Below are 20936 nucleotides of genomic sequence, written 5' to 3'. Positions count from 1 at the left end.
GGGAAGACCACGTACGCATGTGCCCTCACAAGGGCCGGGAGGCCAGGGTGCGGCCGTCAGCCATCACGCAGCCCCCGACCCTAACTCGGGCGGACGGTGTCGGGCACCCCCGAACGGGCGGGCGGTCACCCGGGCGGCACGGCAACAGGCCGTCCTGGCCTTCGACATCGCGATGAACGACATGGAGCGGCGGCGGTGCCTGCCCCAGCACCCTGGCCCGCTCCGAACCGTCCCTCACCTTCGGCGTCGCCGCCCCCTTTGAATTCACTGAACTGCGGACAGAGCCCTGAAATTCCCCACAGCTGCTCTTACTCCCCCACCACCGGGGAGAGTCGTGTCGGATGCCCGGGTGGGTCAGCAGTTGGCGAGCAGTGCGAGTTTGCTGAGCCGGTGATGCGGCTCCCGTCGGGCGCGGCCCAAGTACTCCTCGCCGCTGGCGGGGTGGTGACATGCTGTGCCGTTTGATGGCACGCTCGAATGCCGACTTGCAGCGCGTGATCGACCGGGTGGTGGGATTCGATGGCATCGTGCGGGCTTCGTCGGCGATCACGTTGGAGAATCCGGTGCCGCTCCGGATCACTCCACTGGTACGCCAGGCGTCGCGGCAGGCGCCGTATGGACCGCTGACCGCTGGAGGACCGGCCTTGAGGGAGGGACCGAGAAGTGAGCTTCTGGGAGTACCTGGGCACCCGCTACCAGCAGCTGCTGGTGGACGCCTATCAGCACGCCAGCGCCGTCTTCCAGTGCATGGTCGTCGCCACGGTGCTCGGAGTCTTGATCGGCGTCCTCACCTACCGCACCGAGTGGGCGGGAAACCTCGCGATCACCACGACCGCAAGCATCCTCACCGTCCCCTCCCTGGCTCTCCTCGGCCTGCTCGTCCCGGTCGTCGGCCTCGGCGTCGCGCCGACCGTCATCGCGCTGACGCTGTACGGACTGCTGCCCGTGGTCCGTAACGCGGTCGTCGGGTTGCGCGGAGTCGACCCGGCCCTCGTCGAGGCCGCCAAGGGCATGGGGATGTCACGGTTCGCCCAGCTGCTCAGGGTCGAACTGCCCCTCGCCTGGCCGCCGATCCTCACCGGTGTCCGGGTGTCGACCCAGATGCTGATGGGCATCGCGGCGATCGCGGCCTTCGCCTCGGGGCCCGGGCTCGGCAACCAGATCTTCCGTGGGATCTCCAGCCTGGGCAGTGCGAACGCGCTCAACGAAGTACTGTCGGGGACGCTCGGAATCGTCGTCCTGGCCCTGCTGTTCGACGCCGGGTACGTGCTGATCGGACGGCTCACCGTCTCACGGGGGATCCGTGGCTGACTCTGCCGAAATCGTCGAACCGACCTCCCCGACGTCCGGCGCCGCAGGCCCCGGCGGATCCGCCCGATCCGCCGGGCCCGACCGGTCGGCCGCCGCCGGCGCGAGTATCCGGCTGGACAACCTCACCAAGCGCTATCCGGACAGCCAAGCCCCGGCCGTGGAGGACGTGACCCTGGACGTCGCGGCCGGCGAAACCGTGATCCTTGTGGGGCCCTCGGGCTGCGGCAAGAGCACCACCCTCAAGATGATCAACCGGCTGATCGAGCCGACCTCGGGGCGGATCACCATCGGCGGCGAGGACGTCACCGGCATCAACCCCGTGGCGCTCCGCCGCACCATCGGCTACGCCATCCAGGCCACGGGCCTCTTCCCGCACATGACCGTCGCCGAGAACATCGCGCTCGTACCGAAGATGGCCGGCTGGCCCCGCGCGAAGGTGCGGGACCGGGTCGAGGAGATGCTCGAACTGGTCGGGCTGGATCCCGGGGAGTTCCACGGCCGCTATCCGCGCCGGCTCTCCGGCGGCCAGCAGCAGCGGGTCGGGGTGGCGCGGGCGCTGGCGGCCGACCCGCCCGTGCTGCTGATGGACGAGCCGTTCGGGGCCGTCGACCCCATCACCCGCGAGCGCCTGCAGGACCAACTCATCCGGTTACAGCGCGAGTTACGCAAGACGATCGTCTTCGTCACGCACGACTTCGACGAGGCCATCAAGGTCGGCGACCGGATCGCGGTGCTGCGCGACCGGTCGCAGATCGCCCAGTTCGACACTCCGGAAACGATCCTGGCCAGTCCGGCGGACGACTTCGTCGCCGGTTTCGTGGGCGCGGGAGCCGGGGTGAAGCGGCTGCACCTCAAGCGCGTACGGGAGGTGGAGCTCGCCGACGTCCCGACCGCCACCGTCGACGACCCGCTCGAGACCGCCCTGCACCTGCTGGACGCGGGCTCCGCCTCCGCCGACCACCTGCTGCTACTGGACCGGGAGCGGCGCCCGCACTCCTGGCTGCGACGCGAGGACCTGACGCGCGCCCGGAGTGCGCAACCCGCCGGAGAGCCGCTGCCGTTGTCAGCGGGCACCCCCGTACGGAGCCGGATCGGGGTGGACATGACGCTGCGGGACGCTCTGGAGGCGCTGCTGGCCGACCGTGCGGGCCGCGTCGCGGTCACGGGACAGGACGGCGCGTACGCCGGCGTGGTGGACATGTCGACACTGCTGAACGCGATGCACGGGGCGCCGGGCGAGCGGGGAGCCGAGGAGGCTCGGCCGACCGGCCGGGGTGAGCCCGCGTGAGCCGGAGCGAGGTCGGTGTCGGGGCCGGTGGTGGAGCCGCTCCCGAGGCCGGTCACGGGTCCCCGGCCCCGGGGCCAGGGCCAGGGCATGACGAGCCCGTGACCCGGCTCGCCGCACTGGACCGGGTCCCGCCCCGTATCACCTGGCAGAAGCTGGTGACGCTGCCGGCCTTCGTCGCGGTCGTCCTCGGCGCCACCGCGCTGTATCTCCGCACCACCGAGCTGGACTCGATCGCCAGGAACGCCCTCGCAGACGGCGCCGTGCGCACCGCACTCCTCCAGCAGACCGAACTCGTCGCGATCTCCACCTTCTTCGTACTCATCATCGCGATCCCGCTGGGCATCGCGCTGACGCGCGGGGTCCTGCGCCGGGCCGCACCGCCGTTCGTCGCGGCGGCCAACATCGGCCAGGCGACCCCGGCCCTTGGCCTGCTGGCGCTGCTGGTGATCTGGCTCGGCATCGGCCAACGAGCCGCCCTGGTCGGCATCGTGGCATTCGCGGTGCTGCCGGTGCTGAGCAACACCGTGGCCGGCCTGAGGGCCACCGACCCGGCACTCGTGGAGGCGGCGCGCGGCATCGGGATGTCGCCGCTGCTGGTTCTGTTCCGGGTCGAACTGCCCCTGGCCGTACCGCTGATCCTGGCGGGCGTACGGACCGCGCTCGTGCTGAACGTCGGCACCGCGACGCTGGCCACCTTCGGCGGCGGAGGAGGACTCGGGGACCTGATCTCCTCCGGCATCACCAACCAGCGCATGCCGGTGCTGGTGCTCGGCTCCGTACTGACGGTCGCCATGGCGCTGATCGTGGACTGGCTGGGGATGCTCGTCGAGTTGCTGCTGCGCCCACGCGGCCTGGAGGTGGACTGATGCGCCTGACCCGGGTACGGACGGCCGTCGCGGGCGCGGGCGCCCTGCTGCTCGCCGCCGCAGGGCTGAGCGGCTGCGGACTGACCAGCGGCAGCCCGCTGGCCGACTCGGTGCAGCCCGGCTCCATCGGGAAGGGGCGACCGCTGGAGGGCGCCCAACTGACCGTGACCTCCAAGGAGTTCACCGAGCAGATCATCCTGGGCCAGATCATGGGGCTGGTCTTCAAAGCGGCCGGCGCGGAAGTCCTGGACCGGACGAACATCCAGGGCTCGATCGGTGCCCGCGAGGCGGTCAAGTCCGGTGCGGCGGACGGGATGTACGAGTACACGGGCACGGCCTGGATCACCTACCTCGGTCACACCAAGCCGGTCGTCGACCCGTACGAGCAGTGGGAGGCCGTACGCGACGAGGACCGCCGCAACGGCATCACCTGGCTGCCCGCCGCCGCGCTCAACAACACCTACGCGCTGGTCGCGAACCGGGCGAATGCGCAGAAGTACCGGCTGCGCACTCTCTCCGACGTGGCACGTCTGACGAAGAAGGACCCGGGCGCGGCGACGATCTGCGGCGGAAGCGAGTTCTCGGTGCGCGAGGACGGCCTGCCGGGCGTGGCGAAGACGTACGGATTCGCCCTCCGGCGCGGGAACTTCAAAAAGATGGACGACGGCGTCGTCTACACCCAGGTCGCCAAGGGCGCGGCCTGCACCCTCGGCGTGGCGGCCACCACCGACGGCCGCATTCCGGAACTCGAGCTGAAGGTGCTGGAGGACGACCGGCACTTCTTCCCCAACTACAACGCGGCACCCGAGATGAACAGCGCCACGATGAGAAAGTACCCCGCCATCGCCGACGTCCTCGCCCCGATCACCAAGCGGCTGACGGGGGCGGAGGCCCAGCGGCTGAACGCGCGGGTGGACGTGGACGGGGAGGACCCGCACGAGGTGGCGAAGGACTGGCTGGTGCGGGAGGGCTTCATCCGGGAGGGCTGACAGACGGCTTCGCCCCAGGCTTGAGCTCCATCACAACCGGCTCACCGCCCCGAAGAGATCACGGCACTGGCCCGCACGTTGGCTCCGCCCGCTTGCTAGATCTGCAGACCTCGCCCTGGGGTCTCGGCTCGCCGGGCCCCAGCGAGTACGCCGAGTAGCTGGCGCAGCGATCCCGTGAACTCGTCACCCAACCGCCCCCGCGACCCGCGCCGCTGGGGAGAATCTGGGGAGACTCAGCGCTCGTGATCTCTTCTACCTTCCGATCGGCAACAGCTGGACCTTTGAGGCGGCCGACGTGCTGGCATCCGCGCCGGGGCCGCCCGCGCGGCACCTCAAGATCCTTCAGTAGGATGCTTGGACGATTGGTCCCCTGCTGATCGCCACTGATCTCGACGGCACTCTTCTGCGCAACGACGGAGTGCTGTCGGAGCGGACCCGGCGGGCCCTCCGACAGGCGACCGATGCCGGAGCTGAGGTGGTGTTGGTCACCGCCCGGCCACCCCGGTTCGTCGATGCACTCAACGCGACCCACGGCTTGACCGGAACGGCGGTGTGCAGCAACGGCGCCCTCGAGTACGACATGGGATCACGTACCGTGATCACATCGCGTACGCTGCTGGCTGATTCGGCCCGGCGCGCCGCTGACGCCCTGTCAAAAGCCGTTCCCAACATCGGCTTCGCTGTCGAGACGGGCCACAAGGTGATGTTCGCCCCCGGATACGGTCTACGCCTTCCCGAGGACGCCGACGCCGAGTGCGCCGTCTCCAGCGTCGACGATCTGTGGGCCGCCGACGTCCCCATCGTGAAGCTTCTCGCCTGGTCGGGCCGGCTCGACGCGGACACTATGCTCGCCGCCGCCGAACGTGCCGCTGGGGCCATGGCGCAGATCACCCACTCCGGCGGCACCGGACTTCTTGAGATCAGTGCTTCCGGCGTCACCAAGGCAGGCACCCTGTCCAGGCTGTGTGGCGACCGCGGGATCGACGCCGCCGAGGTGATCGCCTTCGGTGACATGCCCAACGACCTGAGCATTCTCGATTGGGCGGGTACCAGCTACGCGGTGGCCAACGCGCACCCCAGCGTGCTGTCGGCGGTGCCGCGGCACACCGCGTCCAACGAAGAGGACGGGGTGGCAGTCGTTCTGGAGCAGCTCTTCGGCGTCTAACGCCTTGGCGGTGTCCAGGGGTGTCGGCCGGATATCACGGCCCTGATCTGCGCAGGCTCGTCAGACCCGGGCCTACCGGCCGACGCTACACCCACCGGCCTTCGGCCACTGCACGCCCTACCGGTTCGCGCTCTGTCAGTCCGTGCGCTTCCCCGCGCCCGGATGCGGGCGGGCGGCCAGTGCCCGGTTGCTCCAAGCCGCGTCGCCGGTCAGCTCCTCGCCGAACCAGGACGGAGGGTGAAAGCCGCGCGCCTCCTCAACACTGCCGAACTCGACCTCCACCAAGCGCAGTCCAGCCAGGTCACCGTCAAACACGTCGACCGTCGCGGTGTGTTGGCCGACAGGGACGCTCCAGCGTGCCTTGCTGAGCCGGTCCCCTGCCACCTCCCACAGCCGGTGGAAAACGTCCTCGGCGATTGCGAACTCGACCTCCACGCGGACCATGCGATAGTCCGAGGCCCCAGAGGTCTTGACCGTCATGAACGGCGCGCCGTCCTTCATCCGAACGCGAACCTCCCTCGCGGCTCCCGGCGGCGTGAGGTAGGCCTGGCGCGCCTGCGCGCACCGCGTCGGCGGGCACCTCCCATCCGTCGACTACCGTGAACTTTCGCTCAATCTCCAGATCGGCCATCACGAATATCTCCTGCCTCAGGGCGTACGCGGCGCGCCTACGCCGGAACGGCCCGACGCAGACGCGGTCCAGGCGCAGAGGACATCCATCCCGGACGCACTGGCAGCCAAGTTCCCCAAAGCTGCAGCCCACTTGGACGCCGCCCAGGGCGAGCTGCTGGCGCTCACCGCGTTCCCGCGTGAAATCTGAAGGCAGATCTGATCGAACAATCCTCACGAGAGGCTGAACGAGATCCGCCGCCGCACCGACGTCGTCGTGATCTTCCCCGACCGCACCGCCGTGATCCGCCTGGTCGGCGCCGTGCTGGCCGAGCAGAACGACGAGGTCAACCCTGACCATCGTCCAAGTCCGGCCCTGCCATTCGGCTCAGGCTTCCAACTGCTGCCGCTCCTACGTTCGGGCCATGGAAACGCACTCTCAAAAGAACTTCTGGGTCGCCCGGCTGATGGGCTCCGTGGCATTACTGGGAGCGGGAGCCGGAGCGATTGTCCGGCTGTCCCCAGGCGGGTTGGGCGAGGCCGGCGCAACTGAGGTCACGAAAGGGGCTTCGGTATCCGCGTACCGGTCGGTGACCGAAGCGGTGGCGGACGCACCGGCGTGGATGGGCTCGCTTCTTGAGGTGGCCACCGAGGGCACCCTGGTGATCCTAGGGCTGTTGCTGGTCTGGCTGTGCTGGACCGCAGTCCGCCGCAAGGACGCGGTCGGCGCCGCAGGAGCCATCGTGATCGGTGTCGGCACCGTTGCCGCCTACGCGATCAGCGAGGCGCTGAAACTGGTCGTGGACGAGAAGCGGCCCTGCCGAACGTTGCGAGGGGTCGCCGCGATCGCGGAGTGCCCGGGGGCGGGGGACTGGTCTTTCCCGAGCAACCACGCCACCCTGGCCGCCGCTCTCGCGGTCGGGCTGGCCATGCTGCGGCCTCGACTGGCTTCCGTGACACTGCCGTTGGCCGGGGCGGCGGCGCTGCTGCGCGTCCTGGTGGGAGTCCACTACCCGCACGACGTGCTCGCCGGTGCGATTCTCGGCGGTACCGTCGTGGCTGCTGTGTTGCTCGCCGTGATGCCGCTCGCGGTACGGGCAACATCACTGCTGGTCAGGCGCTGCTGGGGGAACGATGCCGGCCTCGTGGGCCACAACGGCGGCAGCGGCGCGGTTGTCGACGCCCAGCCGGGCCAGAACGGAGCTGACGTGCGCCTTGACCGTTCCTTCCACCACATGCAGTCGGCGGGCGATCTGGCCATTGGACAACCCGCTGCCGAGGTAGGACAGCACTTCGCGTTCCCGGGCGGTGAGCCCACTGACCCGCTCACGGGCGGCGCCGCGCCGACTGGCCAGGGCACCAGCGCCGCTCGACGCGAGGTGCGCGACCACTCGGGCCGCGACCTTCGGTGACAGGTAGGCGGCGCCGTCAGCCACCGCGCGGACTCCCGCGATCAGTTCCTCGGGCTCGCCCGATTTGATCAGGAAACCGGCGGCGCCACCGCCCAGAGCCTGGAGGATGTAGTCGTCCTCCCCGAACGTCGTCAGCATGATCACACCGGTGGTCGGCACCGTCCTGTGGATCTCTGCCGCCGCCTCGATGCCGTTGACCTTCGGCATACGGATGTCGAGCACGGCTACCTGAGGGCGATGGCGTCGGACCAGTTCCACAGCGTCTTGTCCGTCGGCGGCCTCGGCGACGATGTCTATGCCTGGATCGGTGGACAATACGGCCCGCACGCCCGCACGGATCATCGCCTCGTCGTCGGCGATCAGCACCCGGATCATCGGACGCTCAGGGCGTCAGAGCATCGAGAGACACCAGCATGTTCCGCTGGAAGCACAGCCGGTACGCGTCTCCGGAACGATCGTCGAACCGGTCGGCTGTCATCCCGTAGTACTCGCACGTAATGCCTCGTCCTTTTGGTTCGGTAGCCGACGGGCGGTGGATCGTCTGACGGTCCGGCAGCACACGCTCCATCTCGGAGCGATCCTGCCCCACCCGAAGGCGGGCGTAGTCGCGCGGGTCCAACACCGACCGCGACGCGGACAGCATCTCCCACCCCATCAGCGCTCCGCTCAGCCCCGCGCCGGTCACCAGGGGCAGCATCACCGCGGTGACGAGGGTGCGGCCGGCACGGCGTCGAGCGCGGCGGTATTCCTGCGGCAATTCGCCCCCCTGCCGATGAGGAGTGGGGGCGGCAGGTCGCGACGGCTGCGTCGGGGGCATGTGCGGAAGCCGGGCGACGACCGCGAAACCGCCGCCCTGGGTCCCGTACTCTAATGAGCCTCCGGCCAGCCGGACACGTTCATCGAGACCGATGAGGCCGCGGCCTCCACTCCAGGCACGAGGACCGGCCGCAGCCGACGCGGGGCCGTTCTTCACCAAGACCTTTGTTTCTGTGGCCGTATGCGACACATGGACCGTCGTCGCCGCATGCGGAGCGTGCTTGGCCACATTGGTCAGCGCCTCCTGCACGACGCGATGCGCGGCCCGCTCGACCACCGGGGGAAGGTCGGCCCCCTCACCATCGACGCGCAGTTCGACCGCGAGCCCGGACGCGGATACCTCGCCAACCAGATCCGTAAGGCTGGAGTCGGACGGCCGCATCGGTGCGTCATCCGTCTCCTCGCGCAGGACACCGATCACCTCGCCAAGACGCTCCACCGCGGCCGCGGCCTTGGCCCTGATGTCCTGGGCAGCCAGCCGGTGTTGGTCTTCCAGGCCAGGGGCGAGCTTCAGGGCGCCGGCCGACAGCGCGATCAGGCTGAGATCATGGCCGAGTACGTCATGCATGTCCTGCGCAATGCGAGCCCGCTCAAGCAACCTGGCCTGCTCAGTGACCAACCGCTGCTCTCGTTCCAGATGCTCGGCCCGCTCCCAACCAGCCTTGATCAGTTCCTGGTACTGGCGCCAGAATCGGCCCGCGAACCAGGGCAGCATGGCGGCGAGGACCACCACCCCCACGAACCGGCTCCCCAGAGCGAGCCACGAGGGCACCATGGACGCGGCCACCACTCCTGCCGCGAGAACTGCGACCAGTACCAGTAGTGTCGGACGGATTCTTCCAGGCCGCCGCCCTGCCAGAAACGCGGTGATCACGGTCGGCACAGCCCACCACAGGCTCACCACACTCAAACCGGCCGCGACCGTCGCAGCCGCCGCCAGCAGGTTGCCCGGATCAAGCACCCGCCGGAAGCCGGCCGCCCCGGACCCGGCCGCGCTCTCGTCTTCGGTCGTGGTCTCGTTCACGGACGTGACGGTACGGAAGACCTGGGCCATCCGGCACTGCCGAAAGTTCAATCCGTCGTGGCATCGAGCGGGCAGCTCACGACCAGGCCACGACGAACGCCAGTAGGTCGGAGCAGGCGGGCACGACCCAGGTCGTGCCCGGGTGGGCACGCCCCAGGTCCCGGGGACCTGGGGCGTGCCCACCCAGTTCATACGGCGCTGCGGTCGGACCTTCCGCTACGGGTGCAGCACGACCTTCGTGTAGCCCTCGATCCGCTTGTCGAACTTGTCGTACGCCGACGGCGCCTGGTCCAGGGGCAGTTCATGCGAGACGACGAAGCTCGGCTTCGCCCTGCCCTCGATGATCATGTCGCGCAGGTACCGGTTGTAGCGCTTCACGTTGCACTGCCCCGTACCCATCCGCAGGCCCTTCTCGAAGAGCTTGCCGATCGAGACGAGGAGCATGCCGTGCTTGGCCTGCTCGTCAGGGCCTCCGGGGTCGGCCGGGACGTAGAGGCCGGGCACGCCGAGCGCTCCCGTGGCCCGGACCGTGCCGACGAGCGAGTTCAGGACGGTCGCCGGTTCCTCGCGCTCAGCGCCGTGCGCCATCGCCTGATAGCCGACGGCGTCCACGCCCTTGTCCGTGCCGACACCCTCGGTCTGCTCCTTGATCTGCTCCACGGCATCGCCCTCGGCGAAGTTGATCGGAACCGCGCCGATCTCCCGGGCCTTCTCCAGCCGCTCGGGAACCCGGTCCACGACGAACACCTTCCTCGCGCCGCGCAGCAGGGCCGAGTAGGCGGCCATGAGCCCGACCGGCCCGCCGCCGTACACGGCGACGCTCTCACCCGGGCGGACCTGGGCGAGTTCACAGCCGTGGTAGCCGGTGGGGAAGATGTCGGCGAGCAGCATGAAGTCGGTCTCGTTCTCGTTTCCCGGCGGCAGCTTCAGGCAGTTGAAATCGGCGTAGGGAACGCGCAGGTATTCCGCCTGGCCGCCCGGCCAGGGCCCCATGGCGACATAGCCGTAAGCGCCGCCCGCGAAGCCGGGATTGACGGTCTGACAGAATCCGGTGAATCCCTCGACGCAATTGGTGCAGAACCCGCAGGCGACATTGAAGGGCATGACGACGCGGTCGCCATTCTTGAGCGAAGTGACGCCTTGGCCGGTTTCCTCGATGATTCCCATGTTCTCGTGGCCGAAGACTATGCCGGGCTCGGCGGCAGTACGGCCTTCATACATGTGCAGGTCGGAGCCGCAGATCGCGGTGGAGGTGACCCGTACGATCACATCGTTCGGGTGCTGAATCTTTGGCTTTTCAACGTCTTCGACCGCCACGGAGAACGGTCCCTTGTACACGACAGCTTTCATGACTGGCACCTCCGCTCGGCAATGCACGTAAAATTTCTCCCCCCGCCCGCTCTATTTCGCGTGACCTATCTCTCATGATTCTCCGACCTGCGCCAACAGACAACCCGCTACGCTCGGGAGGAATATCAGGCCTGGTGTCGCACCGGGAAAAGGAGGGCGAGGAAATGGCAGCACAACGGCTCGGGACCCTGCTCGTCCCAGTACCCGGACTGTCCGGCACTACGTACCCGCCCGGAACGACGGTGGCGGTACGCGGTCGCGGCGCAACTGTCGATGCCTTTGTCAACGGCGACTGGCTGCCACTGTCGTGGTGGGAGTTCTCCGACGGCCTCCGCGAGGACATCGCCGACCGCTGACCCCGGTGCCCGAACGGTGATCCGCCCAGACGCCCAGGGCCTCTCTTTTTCACGATCATGCCCATGCTCCGCTCGTTCTCCGGCCCCCCGTGACCGTCACGCCCTGTTCCGGTCGAGGCCGCGCATGCGTGCACCGCGGTCACGACGGTCAGCGACCGCCCGTGACCGCTGGGGCGCCGATGCCGATCTGTAGGGTGGTCGGCGCGGCACAGCAGCCCCCGCCGGAGGTCTCGCCGGCTGCGGGCTCGTCGAAGAGTCCGGCGCCACCGCAGACTCCGGTCTCGGGCAGGGTGAGTTCGATACGCTCAGCGGCCTCCCGGTCGCCGGCGAGGGCCGCGGCGATGGAGCGGATCTGTTCGTAGCCGGTCATGGCCAGGAACGTGGGCGCGCGGCCGTAGGACTTCATACCGACCAGATGGACACCCTTCTCCGGGTGGGACAGCTCGTTCACGCCGTGCGGATGGACCGTGCCGCAGGAGTGGACGTTGGGGTCGATCAGCGGCGCCAGCGAGGTCGGAGCCTGGAGACGCTCATCCAGGCCGAGGCGGACCTCGGCGAGGAACGACAGGTCGGGGCGGAAGCCGGTCAGGACGACGACCTCGTCGACCTGCTCGGTGCGGCGGCCGTCCTCCGCCACCAGCACCAGACGACCGTCGCCATCACGCTCGACGGCTTCCGTGCGAAAGCCGGTGACCGCGCTCGCGCGCCCGGCCTCGACCGCAGCCTTCGCGGCGAGCCCCAGGGCGCCGCGAGCGGGGAGCTGGTCCGCTTCGCCGCCGCCGTAGGTATTGGCACCGATTCCCCGGCGCAGGATCCACATCGCGTGCGTACCGGATTCACCCTTCGCAAGGTCGGCGAGGGCGGCAAGGGCGGTGAATGCGGAAGCGCCGGAGCCGACGACAGCGGTGCGCTTGCCGGCGAAACGGGCGCGTACGGCCGCGTCGCGGAGGTCAGGGACGCGGTAGGAGATCCGGTCGGCAGCCGCGCGCTCGCCGATGGCGGGCAGGCCGTCGGCGCCGATCGGGCTGGGGGTCGTCCACGTGCCGGAGGCGTCGAGGACCGCGCGGGCGGTGATTCGCTCCTCCCGGCCGTCCGCCGTGGTCAGGTGCACCGTGAACGGCTGCTCGTCACGCCCGGAGTCGACGATGCGGTCACGGCCGGCCCTGGCGACTCCGGTGACGGTCGCGCCGTAGCGGACCATGTCGCCGAGGGCGTCAGCCAGCGGCTGGAGGTACCGCTCGGCCCAGTCAGCGCCGGTCGGGTACGTCGCGCCGTCCGGGCGCACCCAGCCGGTGGGAGCGAGCAGCTTCTCGGCGGCCGGGTCGACGACCTCGCCCCAGGGGGAGAAGAGCCGCACGTGCGACCACTCCCGCACGGCGTTGCCCGCGGCCGGTCCGGCTTCCAGGACCAGCGGTTCCAGGCCGCGCGCGATCAGGTGGGCAGCGGCGGCCAGGCCTACAGGTCCGGCCCCGATCACGACGACGGGCAGCTCGGTAATGGCGGGCGCAGTCACGACGGGTCTCCTTTGTTTCGACGTTTGTCGATGTCCGATGGAGTCAGCATGAGCTCTGCATCGACATCCGTCAACATAGACATTTATCGAACTCGCAGGAACAATGGACGCATGCCGACTACGAAGACACTGCCGCTCCTGGAGCCGGAGTCCGTGGCGCCGTGCTGCCCGCCACTGACCGAGCGTCCACTGACAGCCGAAGAGGCCGTGCGCACCGCCGCGATGTTCAAGGCTCTCGGCGACCCCGTGCGGCTCCGGCTCTTCTCGCTCGTCGCCTCGCACGCGGGCGGCGAGGCCTGCGTGTGCGACATCTCCGACGTCGGCGTGTCCCAGCCGACCGTCTCCCACCATCTGAAGAAGCTCAAAGAAGCCGGACTTCTGACCTCCGAGCGGCGCGGGACCTGGGTGTACTACCGGGTGGCCCCTGAGGTGCTGGCCGCCATGGCCGGCCTGCTGTCCGCCAGTCGTTGATCATGCCCCGCCGACGTGCACCGGCGGTCAGACCTCGCCGCCGAGGGAGCGCCGACCACGATCACGCGCTGCCCGGCGACGCCATGCGGGGAGCGGCGGTCCACGGTGTGCAGCTGTACGCCGTGGAAGTCCCCCGGGACGCCAGGGAAGAAGGGGCGCCACCAGGTGCCCGTCGCGATGATGACAGCTTCAGGCGTGCGGCTGGGCGCCGCCGATCACGACCGCCTGCGCCGTCTGCACCGTCCGACATCATCCAGCGCCGATACCAGCCCGGGCTGAGCCGTAGGGGCCGCCGAAGGGCTCCCAACGCCCCATTCTCTCGAGACCGACACCCACGTCACCGAGCTGCTCGGCTCCCTCCCGGGCAACTGAACGCCCCCCGCCCGCCCCCCTGTTGAACCGTCTCGCAAAGGGAAGAACTGATGCCCTCCACCCCCGTCGCGTCCGTGCTGTTCGTCTGCGTCCACAACGCCGGACGCTCACAGATGGCCGCCGGATTCCTCTCCCACCTCGCCGGTGACCGTGTCGAGGTCCGCTCGGCCGGATCGCTGCCCGCCCAGCAGGTCAACCCGGCCGCGGTCGAGGCGATGAAGGAGGTCGGTGTCGACATCTCCGCGCAGCAGCCGAAAGTGCTGACCAGCGAGGCCGTGAAGGCGTCCGACTACGTCATCACCATGGGCTGCGGCGATGCCTGCCCGATCTTCCCCGGCAAGAAGTACCTGGACTGGGCGCTGGAGGACCCGTCCGGCAAGGGTGTCGAGTCCGTACGCCCCATTCGCGACGAGATCAAGAACCGCATCGAGGCCCTGATCGCGGAGATCGACGCCACGCAGGAGGCATGAGGGCGGCCCTCGACGACATGCGCGAGGGCACCTCGGCGTCGTCTTCCGATCCTGCTCAGCACGTCAATCTCGGGGTAGACGCACCCCGTGCCGTCGGCTAGCCGGACAGCACGTCTCACCGGGGGGACGAAGCAGAGCCAAGGAGCGCTTCATGTTCCTCATCCTCGGACTCATCATTCTGATCGCCGCAGTCACCATCGGCGTGGTCGGCGTCTTCGCAAACGACGGCAGCGCGCACGGACTCACCGGCGGTTTCTCGGTCTTCGGCTACGACGTCACCGGCTCTACCGGCACGCTCTTCCTCTCCGGCATCGTCATCGGGGCAGCAGCTCTGCTCGGACTGAGCCTGCTGCTGATCGGCGCGCGCCGCGCCAGTCGCCGCAGCGCCCTCACGCGCCGCGGGCCCACCCAGTCACGGCGCGAAAGGGCCCTTGCCGACCAGGAGCATGTTGACCTGATCCAGGAACGGGATACCGCCTGGGGCGAGACGGCCAAGGTGCAGAGGGACGATCGCTCTGCCGTCACGGGGCAACGTCGCCGCGGGCCGCACTGGTTCGGTCACCGGTCCGCCCCGCGGTGAGCAACTGCGTTAGCCGGAGCTGCCTGTGCCGGGCGGGTGTCACGGCGAGCCGGTCGACACTGCTGCGACTGATCCCGCGCCCTGCCCGAGCCGGCGACGCACACGCCCATGGTGCTCAGCCGGCCCACCGTCCCGAGGTGAAAGCCACGGCGAGGATCGTCATCAGGGGGCTCGCCGCGCAGATGTAGGCGGTCTTCGCCCAGGGCCGTTGCAGACTCCACTCGGCCAGCGCAACCCAGAGCGGCCACCACAGGAGCGACGCGCGCGGGATGGACATGTACCAGTACGAGGTGCCCAGCGCCCACAGATTGAGCCCGATGAACGCGGCCTCCGGCCAGCGCCGTCGAATCGCCAGCACGCACAGCAGCACGACACCGACGACCATGGCGACGAGTTCGGCCTGGAACATCAAGGCGTATCCCGTGGTCTGGGCGTGGGAGAAGGCTGCGTCCCAGGTGTTGTGCCACGCCTCCCATGGCGCATGGAACTGGCGAAACCAGCCGCGTTCCTGCGCGTGTTTCCACGCCATCCAGTCGCCGGTGTACGCCTGCAAGTACCAGGTGTAGGCGAGGAGGGGCAGGGCGGGAAGCATCAGCCACGGCAGACACCGCCAGCGGCGGCGTCCTTCGCCGGCGGTCGCGAACTCGACCACCAGTGCCACTGCCAGGAAGATGCCGCTCACGCGGACGGTGGTGGCCAAGCAGGCCAGTACGGCTGCGAGTGGCCAGTTGCCCTTCTTCGCGGCCAGCCAAGCGGGCAGGGCACAGGCGAGGAAAAGGGCTTCCGTGTAACCGGCAGCCAGGAATACCGCACAGGGCGAGAGCAGCAGGAAGAAGACGGCACGCGGCCCTGTGCGACTGCCCGGGAGGTGCAGTTGCGCGATTCGCGAGAGGGCAAGCACCGCTACTGCCCCAGAGGCGAAGGAGATGACCAGGCCCGCCACAGTCCAGTCAGGGACAACGACATGAACGGCCCGCAGCGCCAGGGGGAAACCCGGGAAGAATGCCTCGCGATTGTCCGGGCGTCCGGTGCCTTGGCCTCCAGAGCCGGGGAAATAGCCGTCCTCGGCAATGTTCAGGAAGTGCGTCCAGTCCCACTGCTCCCAGCGTGACATCAAGGGCGGGGCTTGATGGGATCTGCCGCCACCGGTGAACAGCCATCCGGTGCAATAGGCGGTCACCCAGATGCCTATCCGGGTGAGCAGGTACATCGACAGCACAGTCCGGTCCGCGGAGTTGAGCGAGGGGAGCAGGCGGTAGGCAACGACGCGTTCCGGGCGACGGCCGGATCGGGGCTGCGGCCGCCCTGCTGTTGCCGTGTCCGGGGACAGTGCGTAGGGCGTGGTGGTTGTGGGAACAGGACGTTGCGCAGGCGTCCAAGGCGCTTTTGCTTCAGCCATGGTTCGGCTCCTTACAAGGGCATGGAGGCATGACGAATCGCCCGGTGGCAGGCGCTGCCGTACGGGAAAGCGGGGTGTTGGCGCGCTAGCGCGGCGGCTCGGTGGCCTCCCCCGAGAAGCCGGGCTCGGTGGTCTCCCCCGAGAAGCCAGGTGCGGTGGCCTCGCCCGAGAAGCCGGGTGCGGTGGCCTCGCCCGAGAAGCCGGGTGCGGTGGTCTCAGGTGCGGTGGTCTCGGTTTGTCCGGGCATGGAGGAGCCGGCCGTCCGGGAAGGATCCGTTGTCTGCGTGGGCCGGCCCGTCCGACTGATGGACGGGCTGGGAGAGATTTCGGAGGGGGAGGTTGCCGGGGGGGTGCCGTTCCCCGCGCTGCCAGGCAGCAGGACCGCAGCGGCCGCGCTGGTTCCACTGATGGCCAGGCAGGCAGCGGCGGCAACTGCGGCGAACCGGCGGTGCCTTGCACGGTCGCCGCGCACCATGATCACGGAGATCGGCACCGGTCTCACTCGGGCCTGTCCGGCAGCGGCGGCGGCCTTGACCGCGGCCCTCAACTGGTCATGGGGCTCAGGCACCTGGGGCCTCCTCAGCGTGCGAATCCTGAAGACGGTGGGCAAGAGCGGCCCGGCCCCGGGACAGATGCGTCTTGACGGTGCCGCTGGACGAGCCGGTCTCGGTGGCGATCTGGTCGATGGACAGGTCACACAGGTAGTGCAAGACGACCGTGCGCCGCTGTTTCGGCGACAGCTCCCGCATTGCCGAGACCAAAGCGACCTGCCCCGGCCCAGGCTCCTCGACGGGTGGTGGACCCCCATGTCGGCGCCAAGCCTCTTCCGAGCGCCGACTTCCCCGCCAGCGGCTCACCGCGAGACGCCAGGCAACCGTGCGGATCCACGCCTCCGGATTGCCTTCCCTGGCCAGCTGCCGCCGCCGACTCCAGCCGCGGACGAAAGCCTCCTGCACGACGTCCTGAGCTTCATGCAGATCACCAAGCATCATGTAGAGCTGACCGGTGAGCGGTCTGACCGCATGTGCGTAGAACTCTTCGAACTCATCAACGGTCACCAACTGCTCCCAGATCTCTTCGACCTCACCTGGCATACGCTCAAGCCCTGGCCACCGGTTGACACCGGACTCGAAGTCAGGACGTGACGTCCCCCACACCTGGGAAGTCAGCCACTCGGCTTCGTCGGCAGCAGGCCGAGGTTCGCCGGGCGAACGCGCGTGGTGGGCATCGTCGGCCCAGCCGTGTTCAGATGGCGCGACAGCCCCTGCGCCAGGGTGCGGACATGGGCGCGCACCGGCGGGTGAGCTGTCAGGAATGCGGCGGGTACGGGTTCATCCGGGCGGCGGGTCCTCCGGGCGCTGCCCGCCACCGATGCCCTGAGTGTCGCCCATCCGCGCCGTGGCGCGGCGGAAGGGATCCGTGAACTCCCGCGCGACCGAGTCCTCGAGGAGCCTGAGCTCCGTGCGGACGGCCGGCAGGTGCTCGGCCGGCAGGGTGTCGAGCAGGCCCTCCAGCAGCGCGCGGAGCCGTCGGCAGACCTGGGTGGATCCCGCCCCGTACTCACGGATCTCGGTGACGGCGAGCTGGAGGTAGTCCTCCCACACCCGGTCCGGCATCACCAGTCGCGGCCGGCCGCGGTCGTCGTTGAGCACGTGCCGGCGAGGGAGTTCGGTCCTGCCGGCGCTGTAGAGAAACGCCTCGATGTGGTTCAGCACCTGGACGGCGGTCGTGGGGTCGTTCACGGCCGGGGAGAGCGCGCGGATGGCGATGTCGACGAGAACGCGCAGGGCGAAGGCGGGGTCCTGCTCGATGGTCCGCTCGGCACCGAGGGCGACAAGCCCGGTCACCCGCCGCGGATCGGGCGCCGAGGTCCCGCCGTGGACCTCGACCAGGGTGGCGCCCGCCGGTATGTAGTCCCCGACCTGGTGGGTCACCACGAAGGTGCAGTCGTGGCGCGCCGCGGCTGCCGTCAGCCCGACTATGTGGAACGCCTGGATGACTCCGCCGTGTTCGGACCGAATGCCTGTCACCGGGCGGCCCGACAGCGGGGGTCCGTCGTCGCGGGGCGCGGAGGCGCCGGTCCCGGCCGCCCAGCGGGTGAGGACCTTCGCCCCCATGCGACCGACCAGGTCGGCGATGGCCACCGGCCGGAGGTTGTGGGTGAACCGGTTGAGGTAGACCAGCAGAAGCAGCAGGCTGACGGAGACGGCCAGCCCGGCCAGGGTGACTCCCAGGTTGGGGACGAAGTCCGACCCGATGCTGCGGAGCAGGGAGAAGGCGAACGCGAACGTCCCGGTGAAAGTGGCCAGCACGGCTTTCTGCAGGCGGTCCCGGTACCACAGGCGCATGTACCGCGGGGACAGCGTTCCCGTGGCCTGCTGGACGACAAGAACGCCGATGGTCACGACGAATCCGAGCAGGGCGACCATGGCCCCGACGATGGCCGTGAGCACACCGCTCGCCGTGGTCGGGGAATACTGCCACTTCACCGACAACCAGCCCGTTCGGTCCGCGGCCATGGCGCACTCGGCGAGAATCACCCCGAGTACGAGTCCGAACAGCGGGACGATCCACAGGCTGGCTTTGGCGTATTGCCGCAGCTGAAACGCGAAGGCCCACGACAGCACGGGGCACCCTCCGGGTTCAGCTCTGGAATGCGGCCTTCAACATCCACGCTAATGCCGTACCCCGGCGGGCGCAGAAACAGGACGCTGTCCGGGCTTCCCGGAATTGCACGCTTCCGGGTCCGCGCCGTGTTTCCGCCGCTCAAAAGGCCAGGTCCGGACCGGCTCGGCAGGCCCGTGGGGAGTTCCTTGCTTAAGCTGACCGGGTGGCACCGGATCGGCTCAACGGCGCATGAGGTTGATGTCCGCGATGCTGCCGAGCCGTACCTGGGGGGTCGCGCGGCCGTGCGTCTCCGGCCCGGGCCGGAAGGGGCTCACAATGGACGACTACCCGCTGATCGAGAACCACGGCCTGATCGGTGATCTGCAGACCGCGGCGCTCGTGACCACCGACGGGACGATCGACTGGTTCTGCTGTCCCCGCTTCGACTCGCCAAGCGTGTTCGGCGCTCTGCTGGACCGTGAAAAGGGCGGGCATTTCACGGTCGCCCCGGCCACCAAAACCTACGCGACAAAGCAGTTGTACCTTCCCGACACCGCGATTCTCGTGACCCGGTTCATGACCGAGTCGGGCGCCGGCGAGGTGGTCGACTTCATGCCGGTGACCGGGCAGACGGCCACCCCTCGGCACCGGCTGGTCCGCATGCTCCGATGCGTGCGCGGCAGCATGACCTTCGAGATCGACATCGCCCCCCGATTCGACTACGGCCGGAAACCGCACAAGCTGCACATCACCGACCACGGAGCGGTGTTCACCGCGGAGGATCTGGAACTGACCGTCCACGCGGTCCGCGAACCGGAGGACGAGCGGCTGCTGAACTCCCTCACGGGCGAACAGGATCTGCACTTCTCGGTGACCCTGCACGCCGGTCAGCAGCGGGGCCTGGTCATGGAGTCGTCCGCCGGCGGACCGCCGCGCGAAATCCGCCTCACCGAGTTCCAGCAGCTCTTCGACGACACCGTCCAGTACTGGCGGTCCTGGCTCGGCCAGTCCCGGTACTCGGGCCGGTGGCGGGAGGCGGTGGAGCGCTCCGCCGTGACGCTGAAGCTGATGACGTACGCACCCAGCGGCGCCCTGGTGGCGGCCCCGACGGCGGGGCTGCCCGAGCAGCTGGGCGGCGAGCGCAACTGGGACTACCGGTTCACCTGGATCCGCGACGCCTCGTTCTCCGTGTACGCCCTGCTGGGACTGGGGTTCAAGGAGGAGGCGACCGCGTTCATCGGCTGGCTGCGCGACCGGGTGAAGGAGAAGGCCGGCAGTGACGGTGACACAGGCCCGCTGAACATCATGTACCGGGTCGACGGCTCCTCCGACCTCTTCGAGGAGACCCTGGAGCACTGGGAGGGATACCAGCGCTCCGCCCCCGTGCGCATCGGCAACGGCGCCGCCAACCAGCTGCAACTGGACATCTACGGCGAGGCGCTGGACAGCATCTTCTTCGCGCACCAGCGCGGTATCCAGCTGGACCACGGGGGCTGGACCTCGCTGCACACGATCCTCGACTGGCTCACCGATCACTGGGACCAGCCCGGGGAGGGCCTGTGGGAAACCCGGGGCGGCCGCAAGGACTTCACGTACGGCCGGGTGATGTCCTGGGTCGCCTTCGACCGCGCGCTGCGGCTCGCGGCCGCCAGCGGCCGGCCGGCCGCGCTCGACCGCTGGAGCAGTGAGCGGGACAAGATCTACGAGCAGGTTCTGACGCGGGGCTGGGACCCGGAGCGCAACGCCTTCGTCCAGCACTACGGCAGCGATGTGCTCGACTCCTCGCTGCTGCGGATGCCGACGGTGGGCTTCATCACCCCCGACGACCCGATGTGGACATCCACTCTGGACGCGATGGACCGGGAGCTGGTCACCGACAGCCTGGTCTACCGCTACAACCCCGAAGCCTCGCCCGACGGTCTGCGCGGCTCCGAAGGGACATTCTCCCTGTGCACGTTCATGTACGTCGACGCGCTGGCGCGGGCCGGGCGGACCGATCAGGCCAGACTTGTCCTGGAGAAGATGCTGACGTACGCCAACCATCTGGGCCTGTACTCCGAGGAGATCGACCTGACGGGTCGACAACTGGGCAATTTCCCACAGGCGTTCACCCATCTGGCGCTCATCGACGCGGCCATCACCCTGGACGCGACCTTGAACCGGGCGCGGGAGACGGGGACTTCGATTCCGCTCGGTACGGCGGACCGGGCTCCCATCTCGACGGTGCCGGTCGGGGACCGGCCGAACGTCGGCGGCTGACGGTCGATACCCGGCGCGGAAGTCGCTGCCCGGGGCGGCAGTCGCCGGGCCTGGCGGGGAGGAGCCGAGGAGTACGACG

19 protein-coding genes and 3 pseudogenes are annotated in these 20936 nt (G+C 69.1%); 13 read left to right on the top strand and 9 right to left on the bottom strand.

Annotated features, from left to right (window positions below; all coding sequences use genetic code 11):
- Positions 1-443: 443 nt before the first annotated feature.
- From ACFYXH_RS32180 to ACFYXH_RS32155, 6 genes and pseudogenes are all read left to right on the top strand, one after another.
- A pseudogene (locus tag ACFYXH_RS32180) lies at positions 444-614 on the top strand (Lrp/AsnC family transcriptional regulator); the annotation flags it as partial.
- A 49-nt stretch (positions 615-663) separates the two neighbouring features.
- A complete protein-coding gene (locus ACFYXH_RS32175) occupies positions 664-1311 on the top strand; it encodes an ABC transporter permease (RefSeq protein ID WP_389570393.1) in 648 nt (215 codons plus the stop codon).
- Positions 1304-2599 carry a betaine/proline/choline family ABC transporter ATP-binding protein gene (locus ACFYXH_RS32170; RefSeq protein ID WP_389570390.1) on the top strand — a complete coding sequence of 432 codons (1296 nt, stop codon included), beginning with the start codon at positions 1304-1306 and terminating at the stop codon, positions 2597-2599. Before ACFYXH_RS32175 ends, ACFYXH_RS32170 begins: the two co-directional genes overlap by 8 nt.
- 98 nt (positions 2600-2697) lie before the next feature.
- A complete protein-coding gene (locus tag ACFYXH_RS32165) occupies positions 2698-3465 on the top strand; it encodes an ABC transporter permease (protein ID WP_307666114.1) in 768 nt (255 codons plus the stop codon).
- Positions 3465-4454, top strand: coding sequence for a glycine betaine ABC transporter substrate-binding protein (locus ACFYXH_RS32160; RefSeq protein ID WP_389570387.1), 990 nt, complete (start codon positions 3465-3467; stop codon positions 4452-4454). The genes ACFYXH_RS32165 and ACFYXH_RS32160 overlap by 1 nt, the downstream gene beginning before the upstream one ends.
- 361 nt (positions 4455-4815) lie before the next feature.
- Positions 4816-5619, top strand: coding sequence for an HAD-IIB family hydrolase (locus ACFYXH_RS32155; protein ID WP_389570781.1), 804 nt, complete (start codon positions 4816-4818; stop codon positions 5617-5619).
- A 135-nt stretch (positions 5620-5754) separates the two neighbouring features.
- Here the strand turns inward: ACFYXH_RS32155 and ACFYXH_RS32150 are convergent, their stop codons facing one another.
- Entirely contained in the window at positions 5755-6120 is a 366-nt protein-coding gene (locus ACFYXH_RS32150) for a hypothetical protein (protein ID WP_389570385.1), read from the bottom strand.
- Between the two features lie 229 nt (positions 6121-6349).
- Here ACFYXH_RS32150 and ACFYXH_RS32145 point away from each other — a divergent pair.
- Both ACFYXH_RS32145 and ACFYXH_RS32140 read left to right on the top strand, forming a co-directional pair.
- Positions 6350-6574, top strand: a pseudogene (locus ACFYXH_RS32145) (transposase); the annotation flags it as partial.
- Positions 6575-6653: 79 nt separating this feature from the next.
- Positions 6654-7292 (top strand): annotated as a pseudogene (locus ACFYXH_RS32140) (phosphatase PAP2 family protein); the annotation flags it as partial.
- 39 nt (positions 7293-7331) lie between these two features.
- On the opposite strand, the gene ACFYXH_RS32135 reads toward ACFYXH_RS32140, so the two are convergent.
- The 3 genes from ACFYXH_RS32135 to ACFYXH_RS32125 all read right to left on the bottom strand — a co-directional run bounded on the left by ACFYXH_RS32135 (position 7332) and on the right by ACFYXH_RS32125 (position 10830).
- A complete protein-coding gene (locus tag ACFYXH_RS32135) occupies positions 7332-8015 on the bottom strand; it encodes a response regulator (protein ID WP_389570382.1) in 684 nt (227 codons plus the stop codon).
- A gap of 7 nt (positions 8016-8022) precedes the next feature.
- Entirely contained in the window at positions 8023-9510 is a 1488-nt protein-coding gene (locus ACFYXH_RS32130; protein WP_389570379.1) for a sensor histidine kinase, read from the bottom strand.
- A gap of 186 nt (positions 9511-9696) precedes the next feature.
- Positions 9697-10830, bottom strand: coding sequence for a glutathione-independent formaldehyde dehydrogenase (locus ACFYXH_RS32125; protein WP_389570376.1), 1134 nt, complete (start codon positions 10828-10830; stop codon positions 9697-9699).
- A gap of 164 nt (positions 10831-10994) precedes the next feature.
- On the opposite strand from ACFYXH_RS32125, the gene ACFYXH_RS32120 reads away from it, so the two are divergent.
- Positions 10995-11186, top strand: coding sequence for a hypothetical protein (locus ACFYXH_RS32120; protein WP_327326814.1), 192 nt, complete (start codon positions 10995-10997; stop codon positions 11184-11186).
- A gap of 148 nt (positions 11187-11334) precedes the next feature.
- Here the strand turns inward: ACFYXH_RS32120 and ACFYXH_RS32115 are convergent, their stop codons facing one another.
- Positions 11335-12699 carry an NAD(P)-binding domain-containing protein gene (locus tag ACFYXH_RS32115; protein WP_389570373.1) on the bottom strand — a complete coding sequence of 455 codons (1365 nt, stop codon included), beginning with the start codon at positions 12697-12699 and terminating at the stop codon, positions 11335-11337.
- 111 nt (positions 12700-12810) lie between these two features.
- On the opposite strand from ACFYXH_RS32115, the gene ACFYXH_RS32110 reads away from it, so the two are divergent.
- The 3 genes from ACFYXH_RS32110 (at position 12811) to ACFYXH_RS32100 (ending at position 14592) form a co-directional block, all read left to right on the top strand.
- On the top strand, positions 12811-13170 hold the full coding sequence (locus ACFYXH_RS32110; protein WP_362677092.1) for a metalloregulator ArsR/SmtB family transcription factor: 360 nt from the start codon (positions 12811-12813) through the stop codon (positions 13168-13170).
- A gap of 422 nt (positions 13171-13592) precedes the next feature.
- On the top strand, positions 13593-14012 hold the full coding sequence (locus ACFYXH_RS32105) for an arsenate reductase ArsC (RefSeq protein WP_389570370.1): 420 nt from the start codon (positions 13593-13595) through the stop codon (positions 14010-14012).
- 151 nt (positions 14013-14163) lie between these two features.
- Entirely contained in the window at positions 14164-14592 is a 429-nt protein-coding gene (locus tag ACFYXH_RS32100; RefSeq protein ID WP_389570366.1) for a hypothetical protein, read from the top strand.
- A gap of 115 nt (positions 14593-14707) precedes the next feature.
- On the opposite strand, the gene ACFYXH_RS32095 is transcribed toward ACFYXH_RS32100, so the two are convergent.
- From ACFYXH_RS32095 to ACFYXH_RS32080, 4 genes are all read right to left on the bottom strand, one after another.
- On the bottom strand, positions 14708-15991 hold the full coding sequence (locus ACFYXH_RS32095) for a mannosyltransferase family protein (protein ID WP_389570363.1): 1284 nt from the start codon (positions 15989-15991) through the stop codon (positions 14708-14710).
- Between the two features lie 85 nt (positions 15992-16076).
- Positions 16077-16559, bottom strand: a complete 483-nt coding sequence (locus tag ACFYXH_RS32090; protein ID WP_389570360.1) for a hypothetical protein — start codon at positions 16557-16559, stop codon at positions 16077-16079.
- A complete protein-coding gene (locus ACFYXH_RS32085; protein ID WP_389570357.1) occupies positions 16552-17085 on the bottom strand; it encodes a SigE family RNA polymerase sigma factor in 534 nt (177 codons plus the stop codon). The genes ACFYXH_RS32090 and ACFYXH_RS32085 overlap by 8 nt, the downstream gene beginning before the upstream one ends.
- Positions 17086-17322: 237 nt before the next feature.
- On the bottom strand, positions 17323-18618 hold the full coding sequence (locus ACFYXH_RS32080) for a DUF2254 domain-containing protein (RefSeq protein ID WP_389570354.1): 1296 nt from the start codon (positions 18616-18618) through the stop codon (positions 17323-17325).
- Between the two features lie 316 nt (positions 18619-18934).
- Between ACFYXH_RS32080 and ACFYXH_RS32075 the strand changes: the two genes are divergently transcribed.
- Positions 18935-20857, top strand: a complete 1923-nt coding sequence (locus tag ACFYXH_RS32075; protein WP_389570351.1) for a glycoside hydrolase family 15 protein — start codon at positions 18935-18937, stop codon at positions 20855-20857.
- Positions 20858-20936: the final 79 nt, after the last annotated feature.

Origin of the sequence: Streptomyces sp. NPDC002730 (assembly GCF_042888805.1) — a bacterium.
Classification (GTDB): domain Bacteria; phylum Actinomycetota; class Actinomycetes; order Streptomycetales; family Streptomycetaceae; genus Streptomyces.
The sequence above is the reverse complement of the archived record's forward strand: the minus strand, read 5'-3'. Positions and strand labels throughout refer to the sequence as shown.